Genomic DNA, 24,715 nt, shown 5'->3' with positions numbered 1-24,715 from the left:
CATCGTCGTCCGAGTTCTCCGAGATCTGCAGCGCCTGCTCCACCGCGTACTCGTCCAGCTCGGAAAGCAGACCGTCCACGTCGTCACGGTCCACGATCAGGTCATCAGCGAAATGCCGGTCACCGGTCGCGTCCGGCACGTACTTCACACACACCACGATGTTCACCATGAGGGCGCCTCCAGTTCCTGCAGTTCTTCACGACAGCCCTCATCCGGGCCACTTCGATCTCTTGGGTGCTCCGCCGAGTCCACGTGGTACACCACTCGGTTCACGTGGTCACGCGTCGAGCCCGCCGCGCTTGACGAGCTGGCTCGCGATGACGTTCTTCTGAATCTCGTTGGTGCCCTCACCGACGATCATCAGCGGAGCGTCGCGGAAGTAGCGCTCCACGTCGAACTCGGTCGAGTACCCGTAACCGCCGTGAATGCGGACCGCGTTGAGGGCGATCTGCATGCCGGTCTCGGAAGCGAAGAGCTTGGCCATCCCCGCCTCCATGTCCACGCGCCGGCCCGCCTCGGCCTCGCGGGCCGCGTAGAGGGTCAGCTGGCGGGCCGCGGTGAGCTGAGTGGCCATGTCGGCGAGGTAGTGCCCGATGGCCTGGTGCTGCCAGATGGGCTTGCCGAAGGACTCGCGCTCCTGGGCGTAGGCGAGGGAGTCCTCAAGGGCGGCGCGGCCGACACCGAGTGCGCGGGCCGCGACCTGGAGCCTGCCGGTCTCCAGGCCCTTCATCATCTGCGAGAAGCCCCTGCCCTCGACGGCGCCGAGTACGGCGTCGGCGGGCACACGGTAGTCATCGAAGGCCAGCTCGCAGCTCTCCACACCCTTGTAGCCGAGCTTGGGCAGGTCACGGGAGACCGTGAGGCCCGGGCCGTGTTCAGCGAGGAGGATGGAGATGCCCTGGTGCGCGGGGCTCGCGTCGGGGTCCGTCTTGCACATCAGGGCGATCAGCCCGGAGCGACGGGAGTTGGTGATCCAGGTCTTCGAGCCGTTGACGAAGTAGCCATCGGCGTCCTTGCGGGCGACGGTGCGCATGGCCTGCAGGTCCGAACCGCCGCCGGGTTCGGTCAGGGCCATGGTGGCCCGCATCTCGCCGGTGGCCAGCTTGGGCAGGTAGTGGCGCTTCTGCTCCTCCGTGCCGAAGTGCAGCAGCAGCTTGGCGACAACGGTGTGGCCGCCCATGGCGCCGGCCAGGCTCATCCAGCCGCGCGCGAGTTCCTCGGTGACCAGCACGTAGCAGGGCATGGAGACGGCGTTGCCGCCGTACTCCTCGGGGATGGCGAGCCCGTAGATGCCGAGCTTCTTCATCTGGTCGATCAGGGCTTCGGGGTAGGTGTTGGAGTGCTCGAGTTCCTGGACGACGGGCTTCACCTCCTTGTTGACGAAATCGCGCACGGTCTTCACGACGAACTGCTCGTCATCGGAAAGGGTGTCCAGGGTGCTCACGTTGTGCTCCTCGTCGTTCAAGTCGTTCAAGCAGTCCAGGTATTCGGTCCGGCCCCGCGACGCCAGCGTGTGCGGTCAGATGACGCCGTCGCCCCGCATTGCCTCGATCCGGTCCGCATCGAGGCCGAGTTCGGCCAGGACCCGTTCGGTGTGCTCGCCAAGGCCCGGCACAGGATCCATCCGCGGAGCGAAACCGGTCAGGTCCGCCGGGGGTCTCAGGGCTTGCACCACCGCACCCGGGATGCCCACGTCCTGCCAGCGATTCCGCCCGGCCAGCGCCGGGTGTTCGATGAACTCCCGGACGCCGTTCACCCCGGCGTTGGCGATGCCCGCCTCGTCGAGAAGCTTCATCGCCTCGCCGCTGCCGGAGCGCAGGAACCGCTCCGTGATGATCGCGTTCAGCTCGTCCCGGTGGGCGACGCGGTCTGCCCCGGTGGCGAACCGCGGATCGGCCGCCAGCTCCGGGCGCTCAAGGAGCCGTTCGCACAGCGACACCCACTCCCGCTCGTTCTGGATGGAGAACAGGACCTGTCTGCCGTCAGCCGCTGTGTAGGCGCCGTAGGGCGCGATGGTGGCATGCTGCGTGCCGATCCGCGCGGGCTGTGTGCCGCCGTGGCGCGTGTAGTAGGCAGGCTGGCTCATCCACTCCGCCAGCGCCTCGAACAGCGACACCTCCACCGCCGGGGCCACCCCTGTCGTCGCCTTCGTGTACAGCGCCGTGAGGATGCCGGAGTGGGCGTACATGCCCGCGGCGATGTCGGCGATCGACACTCCGACCCGCGCGGTCTCCTCCGGTGTACCGGTCAGTGAGACCAGGCCCGTCTGGCACTGCACAAGCAGGTCGTACGCCTTGCGGTCGGCCCATGGGCCGCTGGTGCCGTATCCGGAGATGGTGCACGCAATCAAGGAGGTGTGCCGTCGGGCGAGTGCCTCGTTGTCGAGGCTCAGACGGGCCGCCGCTCCCGGGGCCAGGTTCTGTACGAACACGTCTGCCCGGGCCAGCAGCTCCTCCAGCACGTCACGGCCGGCGGACGTTTTGAGGTCGAGAGTGACGGACTCCTTCGACCGGTTGAGCCATACGAAGTAGCTCGACTCGCCGTGCACGGTGGTGTCGTAGCGGCGCGCGAAATCACCGCCGTCGGGTCGTTCCACCTTGATCACCCGGGCACCGAGGTCGGCGAGCTGGCGCGTGGCGAACGGGGCGGCCACAGCCTGCTCGACACTGACGACGGTGACTCCGCAGAGCGGAAGCGCGGTCATGTTCTGACCTCCAGGACGTGCGGGGAAGGTGCTGCGTACCGGGCGGCGCCCGGCGGGCCTCCCCAGGGGAAGACACGGAAGATCCGCCGGTGGGGAGGGCGTGTGCGGTCGCCCTCGCGCCGCCCGGTGCATCGCTGTGGCAGCGTGCACTGTGGGAACGTCACCCGCTCCCCTGGCAGATACATAATGTAGGCGCATGGCATGGGCTGTGAAATACCAACTTGTGATGGCCCCATGCCGAGCGCGGATGGAGCGGAGGAACCGGTGGACATCAAGCAACTCAGAGCGCTGGTCACGGTGGCCGAGGTGGGCAGCGTGACGCGCGCGGCCGAGCTGCTGCACCTGGTCCAGCCGGCTGTCACCCGGCAGATCCGCACCCTGGAGCAGGAGCTCGGCGTCGCGCTTTTCGAGCGAACCAGGCAGGGCATGCAGCCCACGGCGGCCGGAGCGACCATGGTCGAACGCGCCCGGCGCGCCCTCAACGAGCTGGAGCGGGCCCGCGCCGAGCTGCAGCCGACGCCCGGCGTGGTGTCCGGCATCGTGACCGTCGGCCTGCTCGACAGCACCAGCAACCTGCTGGCCGAGCCACTGACCTCCGCCGTCCTGCGCGACCATCCCGGCATCGATCTGCGCCTGCTCACCGCCTACTCCGGCCACCTGCAGCAGTGGCTCGACGAGGGTGATCTGGATCTGACCCTGCTCTACAACCTCGCGGGCACACCCTCGCTCAATGTCGAGCCTCTGGTGCGGGAGAAGCTGTGGGCGGTCGCGCCTCCGTCGGCCGGACTCCGGGCGGACCGGCCCGTCCCGTTCCGGGAGGTCGTGTCGAATCCGCTGGTGGTTCCCGCGGCCGGCCACGGGCTGCGCGCATTGATCGACCAGGCCGCCGCGCAGGCCCAGGCGGAGATGAATCTGATCGTCCAGACGAACTCCATGCACGTCCAGAAGCAGCTGGTGCGGGCCGGCCACGGCTGGACCGTGCTGCCAGGTGTGGGTATCGCCGAGGACGTGGCTGACGGGTCGCTGAGCGCGGCGCCCCTGCGCGACCCCGAGGTGTGGCGCTCGATCGTGCTCGGTACCTCCCGGGCGGGGCGGATGGCACCGGCCGCCGAGGTCGTGGCCAAGGAACTGACCCGCCGCATCCACGCGGCCGTACGTCAAGGGCAGTGGCCCTCCGCGCAGTTGCCCGCCGGGGGGCGGGCCAAGGAGGCGTGACCGCGTCCGGCGCAGCCTCATGCCGTCGAGGCATGCCGGCATCAGGTCTTTCTATTTTTCATGGTCATCCATCAGCAAGCATGCTGGTGAGTCGGCCGCGTCGGACGGGCATCGTCGGCAGGCCGTACACACACGGTAGGGCTCGGACAGAGCCACCTGTTGAGGAGAACCCCATGGACATCGCCCGGAGCGGGCTCGGCCCGTACGTGGAGTCGTGGAGTCCCGGAGCGGTCGAGGACGATGACGTTCTGTCCCCCGCCCCCGTGGCCGCGCTGTCGGCGCTGCTCGACCGGCCCGAGCCGGTCGCGGCGGTCGGCGACGCCCTCCCCCCGCTGTGGCACTGGCTGCACTTCCTGCAGTGGCCGGCACAGCGCGAGCTGGGCGAAGACGGGCACCCTCGCCACGGCCACTTCCTGCCGCCCATCCCCGACCGGCAGCGGATGTTCGCCGGTGGGCGCTGCGACATCATCGAGCCCTTGCGGATCGGGGACCCGGCCCGGCGCATCAGCAGCGTGGGCACGGTGACCACCAAGCAGGGCAAGACGGGGGAACTCCTCTTCGTCACGGTGCGCTACGAGTATCTCCAGGAGGGCCGCACCCGCCTGGTCGAGGAGCAGGACATCGTCTACCGCTCCGGGCGGAGTGACGGGCGGCATCCGACCGGTGTCGACACCTCGGCGACGCCGCACTCCGGCGCGCCCTGGCAGCTTCCTCTGCAGCCGGACCCCAGGCTCCTCTTCCGGTTCAGCGCCCTCACCGCGAACGCGCACCGCATCCACTACGACGCGCCGTACGCCCAGGAGCAGGAGGGCTACCCCGGCCTCGTCGTCCACGGGCCGCTCCTGGTCCTGTCGATGCTCGAACTCGTACGCCTCAACGCTCCGGACCATCCGGTGCGTTCGCTGTCCTACCGGCTGCGCAGCCCCGCCTTCGCCGGCGAGCGACTGCTGGCGACCGGGGCGCCTGCCGACCACGACGCCGCTCTGCAGATCGCGACGCATCGCGACCAGCGCCACGCCACGGCGGAGGTGACCTTCGCATGACCCTGACCCGAAGCCGGCTGGAGACCGCGCGCAGTCTGCTGTTCGTCCCCGGGCACCGGCCGGACCGGTTCGCCAAAGCCAGGTCCGCCGGCGCCGATGCGGTCATCATCGACCTCGAGGACGCTGTCGCCGCGCAGGACAAGGACTCCGCGCGCGCCCATGTGGCCGCGTGGCTGGGCGAGGGCCGCAGTGCCGTGGTGCGGATCAACGCCCCGGGTACACCGTGGTGCAAAGCCGATCTCGAAGTGGCGGCCCGGTTCAACGCACCCGTCATGGTGCCCAAGTCCGAGGATCCCGCCGTACTCGCGGACGTCGCCTGTCGTACGGCCGGCAAGTGCCTGCTGCTTCCCCTCGTCGAGACGGCCGCGGGTGTGGAGCGGGCCACGGAGGTGTGTGCCACGGTCGGCGCGGTCCGGGTGGCCTTCGGCAACGTCGATTTCTCAAGTCAGCTCGGCATCGGTCATGACGACCACATGGCTCTGACGTACGCCCGCTCGCGGTTGGTCTCCGCCTCGGCGGCCGCGGGCCTGTATCCTCCGGTCGACGGTGTCACCACCAGAGTGAAGGACACGGATGTCCTCGTGGCGGACATCGAGCACGCCCGCCGCCTGGGTTTCACGGGGAAGCTGTGTATCCACCCGTCACAGATCGCGTCGGCCGCGGCCGGTTTCGCCCCCGGCGAGGGCGAAGTGGAGTGGGCACGCACCGTGGTCGCCGCGGGTGACTCCGTCTCCGTGATCGACGGACAGATGATCGACAAGCCTGTACTGGAGCGCGCCCGCCGCATCCTCGCGGCCTGCGCGACGTGAGCCGACTGACTCAGCACAAGCCGCCCGGCTCCGCGTGAACACCTGACCGCTTCCAAGGGAGCGGCATCCCGAGCGTGGACCGCCGACGGGCCGGTGTCGGGGAACAAAGTCCTGGTTCCCCGACACCGGCCCGTCGGCCTGCGCCCACTCCTACCGCCTGGGGGCCTCGGGCTCGTTCGCCTTGTCGAGAAGGTCGGCGTTGTGCTGACCCACCAAGGGGGCCGGACGGGGGTCCAGGCGCTCGCCGTCGACGACGATAGGTGATTTCGGCGCCAGGTGCGGGCCCACTCCAGGCTGGTCGACCACGTCAAACAGGTCGCGCTCGCGAAGGGCAGCGCCTCCGTCGCTCCCGAGCTCCTCGAAGCTCCGGTAACGCTCCCAGAGGATCCGTTGGCCGTCCAGGCTCTTGGCTGCCTCCTCGAAAGGGGTGGCAGCGAACCAGCGGGCCAGCAGGGTCGAGATGACGTCCCGGTGTTCGTACCGGTCCGATTCGCTGGAGAAGTCGATGCCGAGCGCCTCTGCCAGGCCCTCGAACGCCATCGTAAGGCCGGTCGCGTTCAACAGCTTGGTCCAGTGACGCTTCGTCAGGATGACGACCATCACACTCACTCCGTCCGCCGTGACGAAGTCATGGCCGTAGGTGCCGAAGACGTCGTTGCCGGACTTGGTCCGATCGTGGCTGGTGACCTGAGCCTCGGCCAGGTAGCCCAGGTTTCCCGCCGTGGCGAACGCGACATCGTCGAGCGCGACCGTGATCTCGCGCCCCCGGCCGGTGACCAATCGGCCCCGCTCCGCGGCGAGCAGACCGACCGCCAGATAGAGACCCGCCGCGATGTCCCAGGCCGGCAGCACATGGTTCACCGGCGACATGGTTCCCGGCTCTCCGGTGATCAGCGGGAACCCGGTGCCGGCCTGGACCGTGTAGTCGACCGCCGCTCCCCCGTCGGCACGTCCCCGTAGGAGCACGTGGATGACGTCGGGGCGCTGCGCGCTGAGCGCCTCGTAGCCGAACTCCGGGTACCTGTCGCCGTTACTCACCACGACGCAGGGTCCGCCCTGCACGATCAGGTCGACGACCCGCCGGCGGTCCTCGGCGGAGTCCATGTCGATGGCTACGGCGCGCTTGCCTTTGTTGAGGCCGGACCAGTAGAGGCTCGTACCGGAATCGGCGAGCGGCCATCTGGTGCGGTCGGCCGCGCCCCCGAGGGGCTCGACCCGGACGACGTCGGCGCCCAGCTGCGCGAGGGCGAGACCACACAGGGGTGTGGCCACGTAGCTCGAGATCTCGACCACCCTGAGGCCGGTCAACAGCCCGGTCTGCGGGGACGGTTCTCCAGAGGGCATGGTGTTCCTTTCGGCCTGACGGAAGGCTGGGCGCGGCCTGCCTCATCGGTGCGGTCGAGTACGGTCACGCAGTTCGCGGTGCGCGGCAGGGTTCGGGTCCCGTGTGCGCGTCGGCACCGCCGGCGGTGTTTCTCACCCCAAGGCCTCCGACGTGCCCAGGAGTGCGGTCGCCTGGCTGGAAAGGACGCCGCCGTTGCCGTTGACCAGGGCGACGTGGGTGTCCGCCTGCTGTCGTCGGCCGCCTTCGCCCCGCAGCTGCCGTACGGCTTCGATGATGAGGAAGATGCCGTACATACCGGGGTGGCAGTAGGCCAGGCCACCCCCGTTGGTGTTGACCGGCAGCTCGCCGCCGGGGGCGATCCGGCCGCCGGAGACGAAGGCACCGCCCTCGCCCTTGGCGCAGAAGCCCAGGTCCTCCAGGAAGTGGATCGTGTTGATGGTGAACGCGTCGTACAGCTCGACCACGTCCACGTCGGAGGGCTTGAGGCCGGCCATGCCGAAGGCGCGGCGGCCCGAGTCGACAGCGGCGGTGGTGGTCAGGTCGGGCATCTGGGAGATCGAGCGGTGCCAGTTGGCCTCGCCGCCGCCGAGGAAGTAGGCGGGTGCGGAGTGCAGGTCGCGGGCACGCTCGGCGCTGGTGAGGATGACGGCGCCGCCGCCGTCGGTGACCAGGCAGCAGTCCTTCGAGGTCAGCGGATGGCTGATCATCTGCGCCGACAGCACGTCCTCGACGGTCAGCGGCCCCTTGCCGTACGTGAATGCCTTCGGGTTGAGCTGGGCCCAGTCCCTCGCGGCAACGGCCACCTCGGCCAGCTGCTCGCGCGTGGTGCCGTACTCGTACATGTGCCGCGATGCGGCCAGGGCGTACATGGAGACGGGGTAGCGCGGCTTGTAGGCCTCCTCCCACGGCAGCAGTTTCGTCGGCGACACCAGGCGGCCGCCGTCGGAACGCTGGGTGGAGCCGTAGGCGATCAGCGCGTTGGTGCACAGGCCCGCGTCGATGGCCAGGGCGGCATGGAGCAGGTGGGAGACGAAGGAACTCCCGCCGACGTTCGTCGAGTCGGCGTACCGGGGGCGGATACCGAGATACTCGGCGACGTCCAGGGTGGGGAACGGAAGGTACGAGGAGGCGCAGAAGAAGCCGTCGATCTCCGACTTGGCGATCCCGGCGTCCTTCAGCGCGCGCGAGGTGGCCTGGCCGATGAGGTCGAAGTGAGTGAGGCCGGGCGCCACTTGGCCCAGATCGGACTCGGCCACGCCGATGACGGCGGCCTTGCCGCGCAGGTTGCGCTCTGCGGTCATTCCGGTACCTCCGATGCGGTTCCTGCCGGCCGGAACACGGCGAGTGGCTCGCCGTCGGCCGCCACGACAGCCACGCGCACGCGGGCACCGATCGTGACCTGTTCCGGGTCGATGCCTTCGACCCGGCTCATCATCCGGAATCCCTCGTCGAGATCGATCAGAGCCACGTTGCGGGGACCACTGCCCCGGTTGTGCAGCACGGTGGTGGCGTACACCGTGCCGAGGCCGGCGCTCGTCCGCACCTCGAGGGATTCCGCACCGCAGTGCGGGCACAGGACCCGGGGGTGGAACACGGCGCGGTCGCAGGAGGCACAGTGCTGGAAGCGCAGCTCCCCTGCGGCCAGTCCTTCGGCGTATGCCAGGGCGGGGGCTGTGGTTTCGGTCGGCTCGTTCGTGGCTGCCGGTACGGTCACTTGGTGTCCTTGAGCAGGGCCTTGCCGATGATCAGCTTCTGGATCTCGCTGGTGCCCTCGTAGATGCGGAACAGGCGGGCGTCCCGGTAGCAGCGCTCGACGACGGTGCCGCGCATGTAGCCCATGCCGCCGTGGATCTGTACGGCGTGGTCGGCGGCCTTCGAGACCATCTCGGAGCAGAACAGTTTGGCGGCCGAGGGCGCGACGCGACGGTCCGCACCGGAGTCGTAGGCACGCGCGGCTTCCAGGACCATCGCGCGGCCGGCCAGGACCCCGGTCTGGATCTCCGCGAGCATCGCCTGGACCAGCTGGAACTCGCCGATCGGCCGTCCGCCCTGCCGGTTGCCAGCGGCATACGCGACCGACTCTTGGAGGATGCGTTCGGCCATGCCCACGCACAGCGCCGCGATGTGCACCCGCCCGCGCACGAGGGACTTCATCGCCGTGCCGAAGCCCACTCCCTCCGCCCCGCCCACGAGCGCGGCCGCAGGAACCCGGACCTCGTCGAAGAAGACCTCGGCGGTCCAGGCACCTGCCTGGCCCATCTTGTGGTCCTTGGGTCCGACGGTGACACCGGGCAGGCCCGCCTCGACGAGGAATACGGAGATGCCCTTGGTTCCGCTCTTCTCCTCGCCGGTGCGGGCGAAGACGACAAACAGGTCCGCGAGCGGGGCGTTGGTGATGAACCGCTTCGCGCCGCTGATGACGTAGCTGTCGCCCTCTCGTACCGCGCGGGTGGTCAGGCCCGAGGGGTCGGAGCCCGCCTCGGCCTCCGTGAGCGCGAAGGAAGCCACCGCGCCCTCGGCCAGCCGGGGCAGCCAGTGCTTGCGCTGCTCCTCGGTTCCGGCGTTGACGAGGACCTTGCCGGCGATGCCGTTGTTGGTGCCGAACATCGAGCGGAACGCGGGCGTGGTGTAGCCGAACTCGAAGGCCAGCTGGACGTCCTCGTACAGATTCGCCCCCAGGCCTCCGTACTCCTCGGGGATCGTGTAGCCGAACAGGCCCATCGCCGCGGCCTTGCGCCGGATGTCCTCCGGGATCGTGTCCGTCTCTTCGATCTCGTCCTCGCGTGGCACGACATCCTCGCGGATGAGGTGGCGGACCGCGTCGAGCACCGCCTTGAAGTCAGCGGCTTCCATGGTTGTGCCTTTCTGTCGAGGCCGGTTGGCATGCGGTCCCGGAGCTTTGGGGCCGTGCGTGTCGGGCCTGGGCGGCCGGACGGTCAGATGATTTCCAGGATGGTGGCGTTGGCCATGCCGCCGCCCTCACACATCGACTGGAGGCCGTACCGGATGCCGTTGTCCCTCATGTGGTGGACCAGGGTGGTCATCAGGCGGGCGCCGGAGCCGCCGAGCGGATGGCCGAGGGCGATGGCGCCACCGTTGGGGTTCATCCGCTCGTAGTCCGCGCCGGTCTGGCGCTGCCAGCCGAGCGAGACCGCGGCGAACGCCTCGTTGATCTCGAAGGCGCCGATGTCGTCGATGCCGAGGCCAGAGCGCTCCAGTGCCTTGCGCGTGGCCGGGATGGGGCCCTTGAGCATGGTGACCGGATCGACGCCCGTGACCACTCCCGTGTGGAAGCGGGCTATCGGCGTCCATCCGTTACGTTCGGCGATGTCACTCGTGGTGACAAGGAGCGCGGCCGAACCGTCGGAGATCTGCGAGGCGTTGCCGGCCGATACGACACCGTCCGTCCTGAACGGGGTCTTCAGGCCGGCCATGGCGTCCAGGGTGCCGCCGCGCCGGATGCCCTCGTCGGTGTCGAAGACACGGGTGCTGCCGTCCGTGTCGGTGACGGTGACCGGGGTGATCTGGCTCTTGAAACGGCCCTCGGCCATGGCGCGGGCGGCACGCGCGTGCGAGTCCAGGGCGTGCTGGTCGAGGTCCTCGCGGGTCAGCCCGAACTCCTCGGCGATCATTTCGGCGCCGACGCCCTGGTTGAAGCGGTAGTTGTCGTAGCGCTCGGCCACCAGCGTCCCAAACGGCTCACCGAGCCGGCCGCCCATGCGGGGCGAGCCCATCGGTACCCTGGACATCGACTCGACGCCGCCGGCGATCGCGATGTCGTACTGGCCGGCGATGACCCCGGCCGCGGCCTGGTGTACGGCTTGCTGCGAGGACCCGCACTGGCGGTCGACGGTCAGGCCGGGAACGTGCTCGGGCCAGCCCGCCGCCAGGACCGAGTAGCGGCCGATGCCGCCCGCTTGTTCGCCGACCTGGGACACGCAGCCCCAGATGACGTCGTCGACGGTGGCGGGGTCGAGGCTGTTGCGCTCGGCCAGCGCCTTGAGGACGTGGGCGGACAGGTCGGTGGGATGGATGCCGGACAGCGCACCGCCCGGCTTTCCCTTGCCGACGGCTGTGCGAACGGCGTCGACGATGACTGCGTCACGCATGCGGGATACTCCTGATCGTACGTTCGGGCGGATTGATCGGGGCGCGGCTAGGCTCGACTCCCGGATGCCCGCCGGAGAGGCGACGGGTCGGTCAGAGGCCGAGAGACCTGGCGATGATCGTCTTCATGACCTCGCTCGTCCCGCCGTAGATACGGGACACACGGGTGTCGGCGTAGAGGCGGGCGATGGGGTATTCGGTGATGTAACCGTAACCACCGTGCAGCTGGAGGCACTTGTCGATGACGCGGCCTGCCACCTCCGTGCAGAACAGCTTGGCCTTGGCCGCGTCGGCAACGGTCAGCTCGCCGCTGTCGTGCAGCTCCAGGGCACGGTCCGCCATGAGCCGCGCGGCCTCGACCTCGGTGGCGCACTCGGCGAGCACGAACTTGGTGTTCTGGAAGTGGGCGACCGGCTTGCCGAAGACGGTCCGCTCCCGGACGTAGTCGGTCGCGAAACGCAGAGCGGCGGTCGCGGCAGCGGCGCTGCCCAGCGCGATGGTCAGGCGCTCCTGGGGCAGATTGTGCGTGAGGTAGGAGAAGCCTTCGCCCTGCTCTCCGAGCAGGTTCTCCACCGGCACCTTGACGTCGGTGAAGGACAGCTCGGCGGTGTCGGAGGCCTTCAGGCCGATCTTCTGCAGCCGGCGGCCGACCGCGAAGCCCTCGCTCCTTGACTCCACGCACAGGATGGACAGGCCCGCCCGCCGGTTCCCCGGATCGAAGGGGGTGGTGCGGGCGACGACGAGCACCAGGTCGGCGAGGGCTCCGCCGGTGATGAACGTCTTGGCACCGTTGAGGACGTAGTGCGTACCGTCCGCCGAGAGCTCGGCCTTCGTCTGGATGTTGGCGAGGTCGGAACCCGTGCCGGGCTCCGTCATCGCGATCGCGGTCATCAGGTCGCCGCTCGCGAAACCGGGCAGCCACCGCTCCTTCTGCTCCCGCGTCGCGTACGCCATGAGGTACGGCAGGATCAGGTTGGCGTGCACCGAGTAGTTGCCGAAGGAGACTCCGGCCCGCGCGGTTTCCTCGGTGACGACCGCGGCGAACTTGAAGCTGGACTCCCCCGCGCCGCCGAACTCCTCGGGAACCTGGATGCCGAGGATGCCCAGTTCACCGAGCCTGCGATAGAAGTCGCGCGGCGGATGGCCTTGCTCCTCCCACTCGTGGTGGGAGGGTACGACCTCTTTGCCGATGAAGTCACGCAGCGTCGCACGGAACGCCTCATGATCCTCGTCGAACACCGAAAGGCGCACGGCAGCCTCTCCTCTCGCTGGGAGTGTTCCTCGACGTAGCCTATTATTCGAACGATCGTTAAGCCATCCCTGAAGAGAAGAAGTTCGAGCCCGGCCCCGACCGTCCGACCAGACAGCCCTTGCGGCCCTGCGAGACTCGCGAAGATCCTGGTATCCGAACGCAAGAATCAACTACCTGCACGATGCACGCATCTACATCCTCGGACAAGGGAGTGTGGCCTCATGGCGTGGACGGCATCGCTGGCGCACGCCATGCGCAAGGGCTTCCGGACCGAGCGTGCCTTCGCCGATCCCTGGGCCCTCGGGCGAGCGGTGCTCGCGGTGGCCGCGGGAGCCGCCATCGGATGGGCCACCGGAAACGTGCTGGCCACGGCCATGATGAGCGTGGGCACCTTCATCTGCGGTATCGGCACCTTGCTCACGCCGATGCGTCACCGATTCGTCAACGCGCTCGTGATCGCCGTGGCCTTGAGTTGCTCGGTCGCGCTGGGCGTAGTCGTCCAACCTCTCGGGTGGTACTACCTGATCGTCCTGGCGCCCGTCGCGTTCCTCAGCGGACTCTGGTGGGCGCTGGGCCGGGCGGCAGGCATCCGCGCCTATCTGGTCGTCATCGGCCTCATGGTCACGGCGGACATCTCGCCGGGCCGGGAAGCCGGCTTCGGAATGACCAAGTGGATCGCCGCGGGCTGTGCCCTGACCGTCCTCGCGCAGTTGCTTCCCCCGTACGGCCTACCTTTCGCCGCTCAGCGACGGAAGGTCGCGGACGTGTACCGGTTCCTCGCCTCGTACGCCCGCGAGGAGGCCGAGGCGGCGGGCACGGCGCGTCCCGCCTCGGCCTCCTTCTCCGCGGCGCGCGCCGCGCTCGGGCTGCTGCCGCAGTTCGCGCGTCCGGCCGCGGCACCGCTCTACGGTCTGCTCGGCGAGGCCGAACGCATCCGTCGCACCCTGTACGCCGAACAGGGCGCCCGCAGGGTGCCGTACCCCTCCGTGGCTGCGACACTCGAAACCATCGCCCGCACGATCACCTCGGGCCGGCCACAGCAGGCTCCGGACGGGGCCCGAGATGAGCTGGCCGCCTGGCAGGGTCAAACGGCCGGGAGCCTGCTGCCGAAGATCGCAGAGGCGGAGCGGTTGGCCGCTCTCTCCGCCGGCTCTCGTCGGGGCGTCGCGTCGGCGCCGCACGAGGAAATCGCCACCCTCTACTCCGGCACCGGACCTGTGTCCGCCGGGGTACACCGGTTGGCCCGTGCGCTCAGGCCCAGTGACCCACTGTTCCGGCACGCGCTCCGGGTCGGCGTGGGCGCCACCGTGGCAGAGGCAGCGGGCCGGGCGGTGGGCGACTTCTGGGGGCATGGTGTGCCCGGGCACGGCTTCTGGGCCGCCCTCACCACCATGCTGGTGCTCTTCCCCGACTACGAGCACACCTTCGCCCGCGGCATCAGCCGCCCCATCGGCACGATCGCCGGCGGACTCGTCGCCTGGGGTCTGCTCCAGTTCTCATGGAGTCACGGGGCCCTCGCCATCGCTGTCGTGGTGTTCGCGGCGCTCTCGTTCACCCTGCTGCGCACGGGGCAGCATGTGCTGAACATCGTCCTCACCGCGTGGCTCGTCTTCCTCATTCACAACATCGGCGCTCCGGAGGGCCCGGTGGCCTTCGGCCGTCCCGCCGATACCCTCCTCGGATCCCTCATCGCGATGGCGATCTTCCTGTTGCTGCCCACCTGGCACCACCGGCACATCCCGGTTCTGCTCGCCCGCTGGCTTCGCCTGCAGGCGAAGCTGCTGCCCCTCCTGCTGACCGGATACGCGGAGGCCGCCGCTGTGGACCGCAATGCCCTGGACACTCTGCGTGCCTCGCTGCGACAGGTGCACGAGGAACTGAACGAGGCCGTCGGCAAGCTGGCACACGAGCCGAGAAGCCACCGGGGACGCTGGTCCGAGGCCCAACTCCGGCGCATCATGGTGAGCGTCGCCAAGCTCAACCGTGCCGCGGCGCTCCTGGCCGAGCATCTTCCGGACCGCGAGGACGACGCAGTGCCCGAGCTGGCCGAGTTCGCGGCACCGGTGGAGGATCACCTCACGGCGCTGTCCGGCGCGGCGAGCGGAGGTGAGGCTGTTCCGCCCGGCGCATTGCGCCAAGCCTTCGACCTGCTCTCGGTCTCCAGCGGGCTGGCCTGGCTCGGAGACCCGGAAGCGGCCGACGGCGTCTCACACATCCGGGCACGGGCACTCAGCGGCTGCCTGGGGCTGGTCACGGCGATCGAGGACCTGACGGAGGGACTCGACGTGCCCGCGGCGTCTCCCCCTGATGGCGCCGACCGGGCGCGGCATTCCGTATAGGTGCCTTCGCGGCCAGGGCCAGCGGTGTCGACGCGCTCCTCACCACGACTCCCTCCGGGCCTGGACCCTCGCTAGCCTGGCTCGGTGGACCTGCATCACCTGCGATATTTCCTGGCGATCGTCGAACAAGGCAGTGTCAAAGCGGCGGCGGCTTCGGTCGGCGTGACAGAACCGAGCGTCTCTCAGGGCATCCGCGCGCTGGAGCACGAGTTGCGTACACCGCTGTTCCGCCGGGTCCGGCGGGGCATGATGCCGACTTCGGCCGGCCACGCACTCGTGGGCTCCGCCCGCGCGATCCTCCGTGACGTCGCGTCGGCCGGGGGCTCTGTGCCGGACACCGAGGGTCATCTGCGCGGACAGCTGAACATCCGGAGTCTGCCGTACGTCAGCAGCGGGATGCTGCCGACTCTGGTGGCCCTGTTCCGGCGGCGCCATCCGCGGGTGTCGATCACCATCGGCAATCTCACCGAGGCGGCCGCCCTGGCCGGACCGTTCCGTGACGCGGAGTGCGAGATCGTGGTCACCCACCTCCCGTTCGACCGGTCCATGAACCTCGCCGAGAGCGATCACTCCCTTGACGTTCTCGAACTGGGCTACCAGGAATACTGGCTGGCTTACCCGCCCGACGCCGAGGTGCCGGAGTCCGACCCCATGACATGGGCAGAGGTGGACACCCCGATGGTGGTCGTCCCCCGGGGGCAGGGCCCCTCACACGCGATCTCGATCCTCCGCATGCTGCCCCCGGCCCAGCAGACGCGGCGCCCCGTCGCCACGGTCGAGAGCCGGGAGGCCCGGCTGGCATTCACGCTCGCCGGTCTGGGGGCCACCTGGATCGAGCGGTCCATGGCCGAGACCGCGCGCGCCTCGGGAGCGCAGGTACGGGCATTGACCCCGCGTCTCAGGGTGCCGTACGGGCTGGTCTTCGACCGGCATACCCTCTCGTCGGCCGCCGCCGCGTTCGTCGGTCTCGCGCGTGATCACGTCGCCCGGTCGACCGACTCCACCACGGCCAGGAAGGCCGCGGCCGCCGGCGAGAGCTGATCGGCTCGGTAGACCAGGCCCAGCTCCCGGCGCACATCGGGCGTCAGAGCCCGCAGCTCCACCCCGGGCAGCTGGGTGGTGGCGAACTGCTCGGGCAGGAGTGCCGCGCCGGCGCCCTCCGTCACGAGGTCCCACGTCGTCTGCCGGTGCGCGCACTGCACACTCGCCCGCTCCACGGGGGGCGCCAGTTCGGGATCGGCGAGCAGCCGCGGCAAGCAGTCGTCCGGCTCTCGGATCAGCGGCACGTCCCCGATCCGGGACTGAGGCAGCGGATCCGGCAGGTCGGCGGCGAGTTCAGCGGTCATGGCCAGAACCATGCGCTGGCTCCCCAGTGATCGGACTGTGAGTGCGTCGGCCTTCACCGGCAGCGTGGTCAGTGCGATCTCGGCCTCGCCCATTCGCACCGTCGCGGCGGCTGCGGCTGGTGTTCCCGGATCGCTGATGCGCACTTCGATCCCGGGGTGCTGCGTGCACAGGCGGCTCACCAGGCGGGGCAGCGGATCGACGTTGAGGTCGCCGGTGGCCGCGATCTCGAGGCGGCCCGCCCGCAGCTCGCGTACGGCTGCGACCTTGCTCCGGGCCAGCGCGGTGTCCCGCAGCACGCGCCGGGCGGAGTCCTCGAACGTGCGGCCCGCGGCGGTGAGTTCGAGCTTGCGTCCGCTTCGGTCGAAGAGCTGCACGCCCACTTCGCGCTCGAGGCTGCGGATCGTCTGGGACAGCGACGGCTGAGCGATGTAGAGCGCGTTCGCGGCCTTGGTCATCCCACCGTGATCGATGACCGCGACGAAGTACTCCATCCGCCTCAGATCCACACTCGGACCATACCCCGCCCCGCCGTACAGGCGTCGGGCCCGGCGGCCGGGAACACCACGCAACGACCGCCGGGCGGACTATGGGATGGGCCGGTCAGGCCGAACCGGCGGGGACACCGATGCCACGCAGGCGCGCCTTGTCCCGCTCCGGGTTGACCCACAGCAGCGCGGCGAGTCCACCGACCAGCACCATCACGCCGAGGACCTGGAAGGCCTGGGCGTAGCCGACGGCGGGGGTGGCCGCCCGGTCCACGATCCATCCGGTGAGGAAGGGGCCGTAGACGCCGCCGAGCGACTGAAGGGCAAGAAAGATGCCGAGGGTTCCGGCGAGTTGGCGCGGCGGAACGATTTCGGACACAGCCGCGTTGAGGAGCGGGAAGCCGCTCGCACCGAACGCATAGCCGATCGAGACGACGGCCACCGCAAGGGCGGGCGCGCCGATCATCGGCAGCACGGCCGTCGCGGCGCCGCACACCAGCAGACCTGCCGCGGGGAGCACGCCGCGCAGCTTGCGGGAGCTGACACCCCTCGCGATCATCCGGTCACTGGTCCAGGACAGCAGGAACATGATCACAATGCCGGCGATGCTCGGGAAGCCGAACATGGCGCCGGCCTCCACCCGGGTGTAGCCCAGGCCCAGTTCGAAGTACGACGGCAGCCAGGTCAGCACCGCGGTCACCAGGGCGTACATCGTCATGCCGCCCAGGGCTCCGCCTACGAAGGTGCGCGACAGGAGAATCCTGGCCCACGGCACGGCGGGTTCGGCCGGAGCCGCGTCCGTTGCCTTCTGGCCGGCCGGCTCGTCACCGTAGGGACCAGGCCGCCAGGTCGGCAGCCACAGCACGAGCCAGGCCAGGCCCACGACCGCCAGAGCCACGAAGCCCGTGCGCCAGCCGTGCGAGGCGATCACCAGTGCCAGAGCGGGGGCGATGGCGATCTTGGCGATCGAGGCGCAGGCGGTGATGCAGGCCGAGGGGAGTCCCCGCTTCTCGCGCGGGTGCCATGAGTAGAGCGCCGTGTGGACGATGGGGCTCGTCGGCCCTTCCAGGAAGCCGAGCATCATCCGGCTGAGCAGCAGGACCGTGAAAGTGGCCGAGGCGACCACCGGAAGCATCGCGACGGACCAGCCGATGGAGAGGATGACGAGCGACCACTTGAGGGCCATCCACTTGTTCAGCAGACCCGCGATCAGGTTGCCGAGCGTGAAGGTCACGAAGAACGCGCTGCTGATGAAGCCGATCTGGGAGGCGCTGAGTCCGAGTTCGTCGGCGAGCGGCTGGGCCACCAGGCCGTACACGGCCTTGTCGGCCCAGTTCACCGTGTACAGGAGCATCAGCAGGCCGGTGACCCCCCAGGCCTTGGCCCGGGATTCGGTCACGGACTCTTTCGGGGCGGGACTCGCATCTACCACTTTGCTCGTGGTCACGGGGCGGCTCCTTCGGGGACGTGCGCCTTGGGGGCCGGAAGCACCGACTGCGGCTCGGGAATGCGCGGGATTCCGGCAGTGGGGGGCGGTGGGAGCCATCGTGAGGTCCGCCCGACCCGCGCCACAAAGACTCAGGACGGAGCCTTGGGTTAGGCGATTCCTATGCTTGCTGGTGAGGGCCGGGAATGACGGGTCTCCAGCTCACTAGCCAACTTATCGATCGATCAGCCAGTCCGGCCGTCCGGCACACCGGGTGACATCCAGTACCCGCCGCCGACACTGCCCGGGTCACTGCGACGCGTCCGGGTACCAACACGTGGGCCCGGTTCCACGCTCAACGATCTCCTTCCGGGCCACGAGCAGCTTGAGGTGGGCCAGCGTCTCCCCCAGGGCGAACCGGCGTTGCTGCACACCGAAGGCCTCCCACGGCCGTGACCATTCCAGCCGGGCCGCGAGCTCCCAGCCGGTGGCCCCGGGCGCCGCGCACACCGCGGCGAAGGTCTCCGCCAGCCGCTCGGTGTGGTGCCGCGCCATCTGGGCCAGGCGCTGGTCGAGGCGCCGGAAGCGGTACTCGTGGGCAGGCAAAACCTCTTCGACGTCGTACTGCCCGAGCCGTTCGAGGGAGAGCAGAAAGTCCGCCAGCGGGTCTCCGACGGTCCGGGCGTACACGCCGATCGCGGGCGTGATCCGGGGCAGCACGTGGTCGCCGGAGAACATCAGCCGGCGCCCCGACTCGTGGAAGCAGGAGTGTCCGGGGCTGTGCCCGGGGGTCCACACCACGCGCAGGTCCAGGTCCGGGAGCTTGATCCGCCCTCCGTCCCGGAGCAGCACGTCGGGGCGCGGGGCCCCGAACAGCAGGTCGGCGTTCACGGCATCTACCGTGGTGACGGCCTCGGCGTCGGGCACGCCGTTCCGGGTGAGGTGGTGCAGGAGATCACGGCGCCACTGCTCTCGGCCACCGAGACCTTCGCCCAGCGGGGCGGCGTCCAGGGCGTGCAGGGCGACGTACGCACCCGAGGCCTCGCGCACGCGGCCGGCCAGGCCGAGGTGATCGGCGTGGTTGTGCGTGACGAGGACCGCCTTGACGCGCTCGACGGCGGCGCCCATCTCGGCGAGACCGTCACACAGAGCCGCCCAGGACGCGTCGGCAGGCCAGCCGGCGTCGACGAGTACCACCCCGTCGCCGGACTCCAGCGCGTACACCAGGACGTAGCGCAGCGGGTTGTCCGGGATGGGGACAGGAATGGACCACAATCCGTCGCGGACGCGCTCGACCGGCGGCAGGACATGGTCCTGCCAGGCCTGCCACTGCGCGGTACCGGTGATCTCAAGAGCCACGGTCATCCTTCCGTTGACACCGCCTGGGGCCTATGGTTGCCTAAGGACGGCACTGGTAGAACGATCGTTAAGTTAACAGACTCGGGGAGCCTCACCGGCGGTCATCGCCTTGGTGTGCGGAGCGCAACGGATGCCGTTCCTCCGAAGACGGAGCCAGGTCCGCGTGACGCACCGGCACACACACTGCTCAACACCGGTGACAGGCCCGCCAGTTCGCCGCAGCCACCCGCCACAGGGAAGAAAGTGGGGAGTTCCATGCGTACCGAAGGTGTTTCCGCTCTTGTCACCGGTGGGGCCTCAGGCCTCGGCCTGGCCACGGCCCGGAAGCTTTTGGGGTCCGGCGCTCGTGTCGTGCTCTTCGACCTGCCGTCCTCCAACGGCCAGGCCGTCGCCAAGGAGCTGGGCGAGCTCGCCTCCTTCGTCGCCGGTGACGTCAGCAGCGAGGCAGATGTGACGCGAGCGGTCGAGGCCGCAGCGGAACAGGGGCCATTGCGCGTGGTCGTCAACTGCGCCGGGATCGGCGGTTCGGGCCGGACCGTCGGCAAGGACGGACCGTACGACCTCGAGCGGTTCACCAAGGTGGTCACCGTGAACCTGATCGGTACATTCAACGTGATCCGGCTGGCCGCCGCGAAGATGGGCGGAAACGAGCTGCTGGACGGCGACCGCGGTGTCATCGTCAACACCGCCTCGGTGGCCGCGTTCGACGGGCAGATCGGGCAGGCGGCGTACTCCGCCTCCAAGGGAGGGATCGTCGGCATGACGCTGCCGATCGCCCGTGACCTGTCCAGCCGCCAGATCAGGGTGACTACGATCGCCCCGGGGCTTTTCGACACTCCCCTGCTCGGCCGGGCGCCGCAGGAAGTGCGCGATGCGCTGGGCCGGCAGGTGCCGCACCCGCCGCGCCTCGGCGCCCCGGACGAGTACGCCTCCCTCGTCGCGCACATCGTGGACAACTCGATGCTCAACGGCGAGGTCATCCGCCTCGACGGCGCCATCCGCATGGCTCCGAAGTAGCAGCCCCCACCGGCCTCCCGTTTCAACGGACTTGGGCCTCCCCGTGCGGGAGGCCGGGTCCCGGCGGTCGGACACCGTACCTCTCCCGGCCTCCGGCCACCGACCACCTACGGAGCCACCACCCCATGTCCGATGCGGTCCGCACCGAATTCTCCGACGGCGTCGCCGTCATCACGATCAATCGCCCCGAGTCACGCAACGCCGTCAACCTCAGCGTCTCCGAGGGCATCGCAGGCGCGCTCGACGAGCTGGACTCCCGCGTCGACCTGAGCGTCGGCATCCTCACTGGCGCCGGCGGCACCTTCTGCTCCGGCATGGACCTCAAGGCCTTCCTGAAGGGAGAGCGCCCCAGCATTCCGGGACGCGGTCTCGGCGGCCTCACCGACGCGCCGCCCCGCAAGCCGCTGATCGCGGCGGTCGAGGGGTACGCGCTGGCCGGCGGCTGCGAACTCGCCCTCGCCTGTGATCTGCTCGTGGCCGCCGAGGACGCCAAGTTCGGCATCCCCGAGGTCAAGCGCGGCCTGGTCGCAGCCGCCGGCGGGCTGTTGCGCCTGCCGCAGCGCCTGCCGTACCAGATCGCCATGGAGCTGGCGCTGACCGGCGCCTTCCTCGACGCACCCCGCGCCCACGGCTACGGCCTGGTCAACCGGCTCACCGAGCCCGGTGGGGCACTCGATGCCGCACGCGAGCTCGCCGCCGCCATCGCGGCCAACGGCCCGCTCGCCGTCCGCGTCAGCAAGGAGATCGTCGTGGGCTCCACCGTATGGCCCGCCACAGAAGCCAAGGAGCGCCAAAAGGGCCTGGTGGAAGCAGTGTTCGCCTCCGATGATGCCAAGGAGGGCCCACGCGCCTTCACCGAGAAGCGCTCCCCGCACTGGACCGGCCGCTGATATCCACCGCGCCGCACGCTAGTGTGCGCCTGCCTCCCGTCAGACGGTACCGGAGTCCCAGGCCAGGCGGCGATCTCGACGCGGTTGCGGACGCCCAGCTTGTCCTTGATGTTGGCCAAGTGGGTCTTGACGGTACCCAGGGACAAGTACAGCCCGTCGCAGATCTCCTGGTTGGTGCGGCCGACCGCCAGCAGGCGTACGACGTCGAGTTCCCGTTCGGACAGCGGGCTGGGGGCGGTGGGCATCGGCTGGTGTCGCGCGATGTGCTCCAGCAGCCGGACGGTGACAGCGGGCGAGACCAAGGCGTCGCCACGGGCCGCGGAGCGCACGGCCTCGATCAACAGGTTGGAGGCCACGTCCTTGAGAAGGAAACCGCAGGCGCCGTTGCGCAGAGCGGTGTACGCGTAGTCGTCCTGGTCGAAGGTGGTCACCACGACGACGCGCAGCGGGTCGGGGACGCCCGGCCCGGCCAGGGTCCGGGTGACCTCCAGACCGTCAAGGCGGGGCATGCGGATGTCGACGAGGCAGACGTCCGGGCGCAGCCGGCGGGCGAGTTCGACGCAGTCGGCGCCGTCTGCGGCCTCGCCGATGACCTCCAGGTCTGGCTGGGTGCCCAGGATCAGCCGAAAGCCGGTGCGAACCATCTCCTGGTCGTCCGCGATCAACACCCGTGTCCGGGCCGCACCGCTGGATCCGCCCGCCGTGGTGCTCGCCCCGTTCGTGCCGCTCATGCGGGGGATCATGCCACAGCGTCCAGGACCGGGAAGGTGGCGGTCACGCACCATCCGCCGTCCGGAGTCCGGCCGCTGGTGAGGGCTCCTTCCACGGCCTCCACCCGCTCGCGCAGGCCGACCAGTCCGAAGCCACTCCGGCCACCCGTGGGGAGGGTGGGTCGTACCGTTGGCGCCGTGTTGGGCACCTCCACCCGCAGAACGTCGCCGCCAGTGCGCCGGTCGAGGCCGATGCGGACGGCCACGTCCGCCCCAGGAGCATGGCGGCGTACGTTGGTGAGCGCCTCCTGCACCACACGGTGGACGGAGGTCTCCACCTCGGGAGCCAGCCGGACCGCGCGCACCAAGTCCGCGACGTCCAGCCGGGCCTCGGTTCCGTTCTCGGAGAAGGCGGAGACCAGACGGTCGAGTTCGGTGAGCATCTCCGCCGGGCGGGCACCGTGGTGGTCTTCCTCGCGCAGTACCCGCACCAGTCGGCGCATGGAGACGAGGGTCTCGGACCCGGCTCGCGAAATGCCCTCCAGCAGTGGCTCGATCTGCTCCGGCGAGGTCTCCTGGATCATCAGGGCGGCGTTGGCGTGCACGATGATCCCTGTGACGTGGTGGGCGACGAAGTCGTGCAGGTCGCGGGCGAGTTCCGTGCGCTCGTTCTGGCGTACGGCGTCCACGGCCCGGACCCGGTGGCTGTGTAACGGCTCAGGACTTCCTTGACCGTTTGTCGTCGGGAGTTGCTTGACGGCTTTCGGGTGGTGGGCAAGTTCGGTCTCAGCACTTCCTTGACCGTCTCGCTGTGCTGGCATGGCGGCGGAGGGGGCATGGATCCGGAGGCGATGGCGCAGTACAGGTACCGGGCCGTGTGTGAGGTCCTGGGTGGTTCACCGATCGGCGAGGTCGCGGAGCGGTACGGAACGACCCGTCAGTCGCTGCACACGTGGCGGAAGCGGTTCGAGCAGGAGGGACTGCTCGGTCTGTCGGACAGGTCCCGGCGTCCGCGGAGCAGTCCGACTCGACTGCCAGCTGCCGTCGAGGCGGCGATCTGTGAAGTACGGCGGCAGCATCCGAGGTGGGGTGCCCGTCGCATCAGCCATGAGCTGGCTCAGCGGCAAGACGCTCCGGTCCCTTCACGAGCGACGGTGCACCGCGTGCTTGCCAGGAACGGGCTGATCACGGCTCAAGTCCAGGAGCACAAGCGCAAGTACCGCAGGTGGCAGCGGGAAGCTCCGATGCACTTGTGGCAGATGGATCTGGTCGGCGGGGTCATGCTCGCTGACGGGCGCGAGTGCAAGATGGTGACGGGGATCGATGACCACTCACGATTCGTGGTGATCTCCACCGTGGTCGCAGTTCCCACTGGTCGTGCCGTCTGCGAGGCATTCGCCGCGGCAATGCGCCGCTACGGCGTCCCGTCAGAGGTCCTGACGGACAACGGCAAGCAGTTCACCGGGCGCCATACCAAGCCCGAGCCGGTGGAGGTGCTGTTCGAACGCGTCTGCCGGGAGAACGGGATCACAGCCCGGCGGACCAAGCCACGCTCGCCGACCACAACCGGGAAGATCGAGCGATTCCATCGGACCCTGCGGGAGGAGTTCCTCGACCGCGTCGCGCCGTTCACCTCCCAGGAAGCGGCCCAGCAGGCAGTCGATGAGTGGGTGGCCGCCTACAACTACCAGCGCCCCCACCAGTCGTTGGACATGGCCGTCCCAGCAAGTCGCTTCCGACCCAATGGCCCCACCCGCACCGATCCGATTCCTTCCGCGGAGGGCGGCCTCCGTGAGGAGGAGCCCGAACAGTTCGTGATCGGTGTCATCGAGACACCACCACCGCCTCCGGCGGGATCCGGTGCCGTCGAGTTCGAGGCTCGGGTTCCACCCGGCGGAGAACTCACCTTGGTGCCCGGGGCCTTGAGGGTCTCGCTCCCGCAGGCCATGGCCGGCCGTGTCCTCACGGTCTGGGCAGACCAGCTCAGTGTCCACGTCGTCATGGACGGTCACTTGGTCAAGACGGTCGCTTCGCGGCTGACTCCCGAGAACTTGCGCTGGCTGACCATGCGCGGGGCCCGGCCAGCCGGACCGCCACCAGGTGTTCCGGCACTGCCCCGCAGCAACGGGAAGACCGGTCGACTCCTCGTCCCCGCCGGACAGGCCGTCGAGATCGACCGTCTCGTCCACCGCGACGGACTGATCAGTGTGAAAGGAGAGGACTACCACGTCAGCAACGGCTTCGCGGGACGCAAAATCACCCTGCGGCTCGACGGGCACCTCATGCACGCCCTCACCGACAACGCTCTCATCGGCACCTGGCCCTGCCCCGTGGGCCGTGACCAACTGCCCTCCCTGCGCGGAGCACGAGCGGCCAGCGGACCCCTGCCTGCCCCGGCGCTGCCGACCGGAGCCATGAGAGTTCAGCGACGGGCGAGCGACAACGGCCGGATCATGGTTACCCGACAGCGCCTGAAACTCGGCAAGCGGAATGCCGGCAAGCTGGTCACAGTCGTCATCGAGGACACCTACTTCCGCATCCTCCACGAAGGCGAAGAGATCGCCGTCAAACAGCGCAGGGACACCGGCCCGGTCAGCATGCTCCGCGTTGTCTCCAAACGCGAGGACAGTCAGAAGCAGTCAAGCATCTCCTGAGACGCACACCAGT

20 protein-coding genes and 2 pseudogenes are annotated in these 24,715 nt (G+C 69.4%); 8 read left to right on the top strand and 14 right to left on the bottom strand.

Annotated features, from left to right (window positions below; genetic code table 11):
• The 3 genes and pseudogenes from ACIBTU_RS09345 to ACIBTU_RS09335 all read right to left on the bottom strand — a co-directional run.
• Nucleotides 1-169: pseudogene (locus tag ACIBTU_RS09345) on the bottom strand (electron transfer flavoprotein subunit beta); the annotation flags it as partial.
• Between the two features lie 108 nt (nucleotides 170-277).
• The gene (locus ACIBTU_RS09340; protein ID WP_399125363.1) at nucleotides 278-1,444 is read right to left on the bottom strand and encodes an acyl-CoA dehydrogenase family protein; all 1,167 of its coding nucleotides are present in this window, start codon (nucleotides 1,442-1,444) and stop codon (nucleotides 278-280) included.
• Between the two features lie 75 nt (nucleotides 1,445-1,519).
• Complete coding sequence (locus ACIBTU_RS09335; protein ID WP_399125362.1) at nucleotides 1,520-2,704, bottom strand: CaiB/BaiF CoA transferase family protein; 1,185 nt, start codon at nucleotides 2,702-2,704, stop codon at nucleotides 1,520-1,522.
• Between the two features lie 264 nt (nucleotides 2,705-2,968).
• Here ACIBTU_RS09335 and ACIBTU_RS09330 point away from each other — a divergent pair, with 264 nt between their 5' ends.
• The 3 genes from ACIBTU_RS09330 (at nucleotide 2,969) to ACIBTU_RS09320 (ending at nucleotide 5,771) form a co-directional block, all read left to right on the top strand.
• On the top strand, nucleotides 2,969-3,919 hold the full coding sequence (locus ACIBTU_RS09330) for a LysR family transcriptional regulator (protein ID WP_399125361.1): 951 nt from the start codon (nucleotides 2,969-2,971) through the stop codon (nucleotides 3,917-3,919).
• Nucleotides 3,920-4,092: 173 nt separating this feature from the next.
• Entirely contained in the window at nucleotides 4,093-4,962 is an 870-nt protein-coding gene (locus ACIBTU_RS09325; protein ID WP_399125360.1) for a hypothetical protein, read from the top strand.
• Nucleotides 4,959-5,771, top strand: a complete 813-nt coding sequence (locus tag ACIBTU_RS09320) for an HpcH/HpaI aldolase/citrate lyase family protein (RefSeq protein ID WP_399125358.1) — start codon at nucleotides 4,959-4,961, stop codon at nucleotides 5,769-5,771. Before ACIBTU_RS09325 ends, ACIBTU_RS09320 begins: the two co-directional genes overlap by 4 nt.
• A gap of 150 nt (nucleotides 5,772-5,921) precedes the next feature.
• Here ACIBTU_RS09320 and ACIBTU_RS09315 read toward each other — a convergent pair whose 3' ends face one another.
• The 6 genes from ACIBTU_RS09315 to ACIBTU_RS09290 all read right to left on the bottom strand — a co-directional run bounded on the left by ACIBTU_RS09315 (nucleotide 5,922) and on the right by ACIBTU_RS09290 (nucleotide 12,474).
• Nucleotides 5,922-7,115 carry a CoA transferase gene (locus ACIBTU_RS09315; RefSeq protein ID WP_399125356.1) on the bottom strand — a complete coding sequence of 398 codons (1,194 nt, stop codon included), beginning with the start codon at nucleotides 7,113-7,115 and terminating at the stop codon, nucleotides 5,922-5,924.
• A gap of 132 nt (nucleotides 7,116-7,247) precedes the next feature.
• Nucleotides 7,248-8,417 carry a thiolase gene (locus ACIBTU_RS09310; protein ID WP_399125355.1) on the bottom strand — a complete coding sequence of 390 codons (1,170 nt, stop codon included), beginning with the start codon at nucleotides 8,415-8,417 and terminating at the stop codon, nucleotides 7,248-7,250.
• A complete protein-coding gene (locus ACIBTU_RS09305) occupies nucleotides 8,414-8,830 on the bottom strand; it encodes a Zn-ribbon domain-containing OB-fold protein (RefSeq protein ID WP_399125354.1) in 417 nt (138 codons plus the stop codon). Before ACIBTU_RS09305 ends, ACIBTU_RS09310 begins: the two co-directional genes overlap by 4 nt.
• Nucleotides 8,827-9,969, bottom strand: a complete 1,143-nt coding sequence (locus tag ACIBTU_RS09300; RefSeq protein ID WP_399125353.1) for an acyl-CoA dehydrogenase family protein — start codon at nucleotides 9,967-9,969, stop codon at nucleotides 8,827-8,829. Before ACIBTU_RS09300 ends, ACIBTU_RS09305 begins: the two co-directional genes overlap by 4 nt.
• An 83-nt stretch (nucleotides 9,970-10,052) precedes the next feature.
• Nucleotides 10,053-11,225 (bottom strand): thiolase family protein, encoded by a 1,173-nt coding sequence (locus ACIBTU_RS09295; RefSeq protein ID WP_399125352.1) that lies wholly within the window; start codon nucleotides 11,223-11,225, stop codon nucleotides 10,053-10,055.
• A gap of 91 nt (nucleotides 11,226-11,316) precedes the next feature.
• On the bottom strand, nucleotides 11,317-12,474 hold the full coding sequence (locus ACIBTU_RS09290) for an acyl-CoA dehydrogenase family protein (RefSeq protein WP_399125350.1): 1,158 nt from the start codon (nucleotides 12,472-12,474) through the stop codon (nucleotides 11,317-11,319).
• A 222-nt stretch (nucleotides 12,475-12,696) separates the two neighbouring features.
• Here ACIBTU_RS09290 and ACIBTU_RS09285 point away from each other — a divergent pair, with 222 nt between their 5' ends.
• Together ACIBTU_RS09285 and ACIBTU_RS09280 are read left to right on the top strand one after the other, a co-directional pair.
• Nucleotides 12,697-14,814, top strand: a complete 2,118-nt coding sequence (locus ACIBTU_RS09285; RefSeq protein ID WP_399125349.1) for an FUSC family protein — start codon at nucleotides 12,697-12,699, stop codon at nucleotides 14,812-14,814.
• A gap of 84 nt (nucleotides 14,815-14,898) precedes the next feature.
• Nucleotides 14,899-15,855 (top strand): LysR family transcriptional regulator, encoded by a 957-nt coding sequence (locus tag ACIBTU_RS09280; protein ID WP_399125348.1) that lies wholly within the window; start codon nucleotides 14,899-14,901, stop codon nucleotides 15,853-15,855.
• On the opposite strand, the gene ACIBTU_RS09275 is transcribed toward ACIBTU_RS09280, so the two are convergent.
• The 3 genes from ACIBTU_RS09275 to ACIBTU_RS09265 all read right to left on the bottom strand — a co-directional run bounded on the left by ACIBTU_RS09275 (nucleotide 15,792) and on the right by ACIBTU_RS09265 (nucleotide 19,431).
• Nucleotides 15,792-16,667 (bottom strand): LysR family transcriptional regulator, encoded by an 876-nt coding sequence (locus tag ACIBTU_RS09275; protein ID WP_399125347.1) that lies wholly within the window; start codon nucleotides 16,665-16,667, stop codon nucleotides 15,792-15,794. The two genes, ACIBTU_RS09280 and ACIBTU_RS09275, sit on opposite strands and share 64 nt — an antisense overlap.
• A gap of 94 nt (nucleotides 16,668-16,761) precedes the next feature.
• On the bottom strand, nucleotides 16,762-18,045 hold the full coding sequence (locus ACIBTU_RS09270) for an MFS transporter (RefSeq protein WP_399125346.1): 1,284 nt from the start codon (nucleotides 18,043-18,045) through the stop codon (nucleotides 16,762-16,764).
• A 336-nt stretch (nucleotides 18,046-18,381) separates the two neighbouring features.
• Nucleotides 18,382-19,431 (bottom strand): MBL fold metallo-hydrolase, encoded by a 1,050-nt coding sequence (locus ACIBTU_RS09265; RefSeq protein ID WP_399125345.1) that lies wholly within the window; start codon nucleotides 19,429-19,431, stop codon nucleotides 18,382-18,384.
• 255 nt (nucleotides 19,432-19,686) lie between these two features.
• Between ACIBTU_RS09265 and ACIBTU_RS09260 the strand changes: the two genes are divergently transcribed.
• Both ACIBTU_RS09260 and ACIBTU_RS09255 read left to right on the top strand, forming a co-directional pair.
• Nucleotides 19,687-20,448 carry a 3-hydroxyacyl-CoA dehydrogenase gene (locus ACIBTU_RS09260; protein WP_399125344.1) on the top strand — a complete coding sequence of 254 codons (762 nt, stop codon included), beginning with the start codon at nucleotides 19,687-19,689 and terminating at the stop codon, nucleotides 20,446-20,448.
• Nucleotides 20,449-20,573: 125 nt separating this feature from the next.
• Nucleotides 20,574-21,338, top strand: coding sequence for a crotonase/enoyl-CoA hydratase family protein (locus ACIBTU_RS09255; protein ID WP_399125343.1), 765 nt, complete (start codon nucleotides 20,574-20,576; stop codon nucleotides 21,336-21,338).
• Between the two features lie 39 nt (nucleotides 21,339-21,377).
• On the opposite strand, the pseudogene ACIBTU_RS09250 reads toward ACIBTU_RS09255, so the two are convergent.
• A pseudogene (locus ACIBTU_RS09250) lies at nucleotides 21,378-22,069 on the bottom strand (response regulator).
• 8 nt (nucleotides 22,070-22,077) lie between these two features.
• Nucleotides 22,078-22,737 (bottom strand): sensor histidine kinase, encoded by a 660-nt coding sequence (locus tag ACIBTU_RS09245; RefSeq protein WP_399125342.1) that lies wholly within the window; start codon nucleotides 22,735-22,737, stop codon nucleotides 22,078-22,080.
• A 147-nt stretch (nucleotides 22,738-22,884) separates the two neighbouring features.
• Between ACIBTU_RS09245 and ACIBTU_RS09240 the strand changes: the two genes are divergently transcribed.
• Complete coding sequence (locus ACIBTU_RS09240) at nucleotides 22,885-24,702, top strand: IS481 family transposase (protein WP_399125341.1); 1,818 nt, start codon at nucleotides 22,885-22,887, stop codon at nucleotides 24,700-24,702.
• Nucleotides 24,703-24,715 lie beyond the last annotated feature (13 nt).

This window comes from Streptomyces sp. NPDC050145, from assembly GCF_044460245.1.
Lineage (GTDB): Bacteria > Actinomycetota > Actinomycetes > Streptomycetales > Streptomycetaceae > Streptomyces.
Note: the sequence above shows the minus strand (reverse complement) of the source record. Positions and strands in the feature narration are given on the sequence as shown.